Annotated in this window: 3 protein-coding genes; 1 reads left to right on the top strand and 2 read right to left on the bottom strand. The window is 64.5% G+C overall.

The annotated features are described in order from the left end of the window. Positions 1-38: 38 nt before the first annotated feature. A complete protein-coding gene (locus ACK1U9_RS09065) occupies positions 39-749 on the bottom strand; it encodes a 3'-5' exonuclease (protein ID WP_153671276.1) in 711 nt (236 codons plus the stop codon). After that, positions 746-2,683 carry a DUF294 nucleotidyltransferase-like domain-containing protein gene (locus tag ACK1U9_RS09060; RefSeq protein WP_449109836.1) on the bottom strand — a complete coding sequence of 646 codons (1,938 nt, stop codon included), beginning with the start codon at positions 2,681-2,683 and terminating at the stop codon, positions 746-748. The genes ACK1U9_RS09065 and ACK1U9_RS09060 overlap by 4 nt, the downstream gene beginning before the upstream one ends. A gap of 116 nt (positions 2,684-2,799) precedes the next feature. Here ACK1U9_RS09060 and ACK1U9_RS09055 point away from each other — a divergent pair. After that, on the top strand, positions 2,800-3,316 hold a 517-nt coding region (locus ACK1U9_RS09055; RefSeq protein WP_449109835.1), incomplete at its 3' end, for a response regulator.

The raw sequence follows: 3,316 nt of genomic DNA, 5'->3' as shown, positions 1-3,316 counted from the left end.
GGCTTGCCGGCGATTGGGCCTGTCAGGTCAATACAAATCTATAGGCCGTGGTTGTGCACCTTGCGCCTGCGCCACCCGCGCAAGCGCTGCTCCAGCTGCAGCGGGCTGTCCAGCTGCTGGCGCCGGGCCTGGCTGAACAGGATCAGCGCCAGCTCGGCCGTAACCAGGGCATCGGCGCTGGCATGATGGCGCTCCTCGACCTGCAGGCCAAACCGCGCCACCCAGTCATCCAGCCCGGCCTCGCGCAGCACTGTGTCGGGGTTGAGCATCGGCGCCAGCTCGGCAACATCCAGGAAGGGTGACTGCAAGCGATAACCCAGGCTTTCCTTCAGCGCGCGGGCCAGCATGCGCTGGTCGAACGGCGCATGGAATGCCAGCACCGGGCTATTGCCTATGAAGTCGAGCAGGTCGAGCAAGGCCTCGGCCGGGTCGCAACCGGCAGCCAGGGCACTTGGGCCCAGGCCGTGGATCAGCACGCTGGCGTTGGTCTTCTGCAAAGGCCGGTGCAGGGTGCGTTCGAACTGCTGGGCAAAATCGATGGCGCCATCTTCGATGGCCACGGCACCCACCGACAGCACTTGGTCACGGTTGGGGTTGAGGCCGCTGGTCTCCAGGTCGAGCACTACCCAGCGCTGCTCGCGCAGGGTACACACCCCCAGTGGCACGGCCTTGGGCAGCCGGGCCAGGCGCTGGCGCGTGGCATGGTCCAGTTCGGGCGCACTGGGGCGCAGCCAGGCGAACAGGCTCATAGCTGGTACCGCAAGGCCAGGCTGCTTTGCAGGCGCTGGGCCTGGCGCAGGGACTCGCGCAGGATGCGCCGATCCAGGTGGTTGAGGCTGTCCGGGTCCAGGCGGTTGGAATAGGGCAGGTTGTCGCGGGTCTGGCGCTGGTGCTGCTGCATGCGGGTTTGCTGGATGAAGTGGTAGGCCTCTTCATACGCTGCGCCGTCCAGTGCCTCGATCACGCCCTTGGCCACCAGCTGGCGCAGGCGTTCCAGGGTATTGCAGGCACCGATGCCGTTGGCCAGGGCCAGCAGCCGGGCACCATCTACGAAGGGCGTCAGGCCTTGGACCTTGAGGTCGAGAGTGGCGGCCTTGTCGTTGCCCTGGCGGGTCAGCACGAACTCGCGCAGGCGGCCCACCGGTGGGCGCTGGCGCAGGGCGTTGTCAGCCATCATGCGCTGGAAGATGCGGTTGTCGGCCACCTGGTCCAGCAGGCCTTGGCGCAGCTGCTCGCAACCTTGCTCGTCGCCCCACACCACGCGCAGGTCGAAATAGATGCTCGAGCCCAGCAGGTTCTCCGGGCTGGCTTCACGTACAAAACCGGCAAAACGCCGCGCCCATTCACTGCGCGACAGGCATAGCTCGGGGTTGCCGGCCATGACGTTGCCCTTGCACAGGGTGAAGCCACACTGGGCCAGGCACTGGTTGATGTATTGCGCCAGCGGCAGCAGGCGCGTGCGGATAGCGTCGGCTTCGGCGCTGTCGGCGGCTTCGAAGAGGATGCCGTTGTCCTGGTCGGTATGCAGGGTTTGTTCACGTCGTCCTTCGCTGCCAAAGCACAGCCAGCTGAACGGCACGCCCGGGTCACCGCGCTCGGCCAGCGCCAGTTCGATCACCCGGCACACGGTGTGGTCGTTGAGCAGGGTGATGATCTGGGTGATCTGCGTGGAGGACGCGCCATGGGCCAGCATGCGCTCGACCAGTTGGCTGATTTCGCCGCGCAGCGAGACCAGGGTATCCAGACGTGGCGCATGGCGGATGGTGCGTGCCAGGTGCACCAGGTCGACCCGCTGCAGGGAGAACAGGTCGCGCTCCGAAACCACACCGCACAGGCGCCGGTTTTCCACCAGGCATACGTGGGCGATATGCCGTTCGGTCATGGCCATGGCTGCGTCGAAGGCGCTGGCCTGGGGGCTGAGGTAGAACGGCTGCTTAGTCATGTGGCGGACGATGGGCGCGCCCAGGTCAGCATCGGCGGCGGCCACCACCTGGCGAAGGTCGCGCAGGGTGAAGATACCGGTGGGGTAGCGCTGCGGGTCGACCACCACGATGCTGCCAACCTGCTGCTCGTGCATCAGCCGCACGGCGTCGCGCAGGGGCGTGTCGGGGCTGCACACCACCGGGTGGCGCATGGCCAGTTCACCCAGTGGCGTGTTCAGCGAATACTGGGTGCCGAGGGTTTCCACCGCGCGCTGGCGTACCTGCTGGTTTACCTGGTCCAGCAGGCTGCTGACTCCGCGCAGGGCAAAATCCCGAAACACTTCCGACATCGAGAACACGCGGATGAACGCGGCCTTGTTCAGCTGCAGGCAGAAGGTGTCCTCACCGGCCAGGTGCTCGGTACGGGTCGCTCGCTCGCCGAGCAGGGCAGCCAGCGGGAAGCATTCGCCGCTGGTGATTTCGAAGGTGGTCTCCACACCAGGTTTGACCAGATGCTGGCGCTCACCCACCACGCGGCCCTGCTTGACGATGTAGAAGTGCTCGACCGGCCCGTCGGCAGGTTTGACGATGCTTTCGCCGCTGGCATAGAAGCGCAGCTGGCACTGTTCGACCAGGTAGGCCAGGTGGCTGTGTTCCATCTGGTTGAACGGCGGAAAACGCTGCAGGAACTGCAGGGTGCCCTGGATGTTCTGCAGCACTGCTGTCCTGCCCGCCTGGCTGTAGGCGTCCTTTTTGCTCATGAAACTGACCGTATCGCTATGCCGAACTATATATATCTATATATAGGTGCCGGCCATGTTGTTCTCTGCCTCCATGGTCGGCTTGCGGCGGGGTGGTGCCCATTGGACGTAAGTCTATGAGCGCCCCTGTCAAAGACCCGACGAAAGGCAAGCCGGGTTACGCAAGTTCTGCGGTCCTAATGCTGAAGCGGAATTTTTTTGACGAGATGAGCATGCCAGAGCAACACGACATCCTGAGCGACGCCGAGCGCGAGGCATTGGCCGTGGCCGTGGGGAGTGCGCCTGTGGCAGCCAAACCGCTGGTGCTGGTAGTGGATGACAATGCGGTGAACCGTGAGGCGTTGATCCTGTACCTGAAAAGCCGGGGGATCGACTGCGTCGGAGCGGATGGAGCCGAGGAGGCCAGGCTGTACCTGCACTACCAGCCGCGGATTTGCTTGATGATCACGGATTTGCGCATGCAGCCCGAGGATGGCCTGGACCTGATCCGCACGGTTCGCGAATCAGAGCGGGCAGCGTTGTCGATCATCGTGGTGTCGGGCGACACCGATGTGGAAGAGGCGGTGGATGTGATGCACCTGGGAGTGGTGGATTTTCTGCTGAAGCCGGTCGATCTGGGCAGGCTGCTGGAGC

Source organism: Pseudomonas sp. XP1 (assembly GCF_053557675.1).
This window is presented reverse-complemented; position numbering and strand designations above follow the sequence as displayed.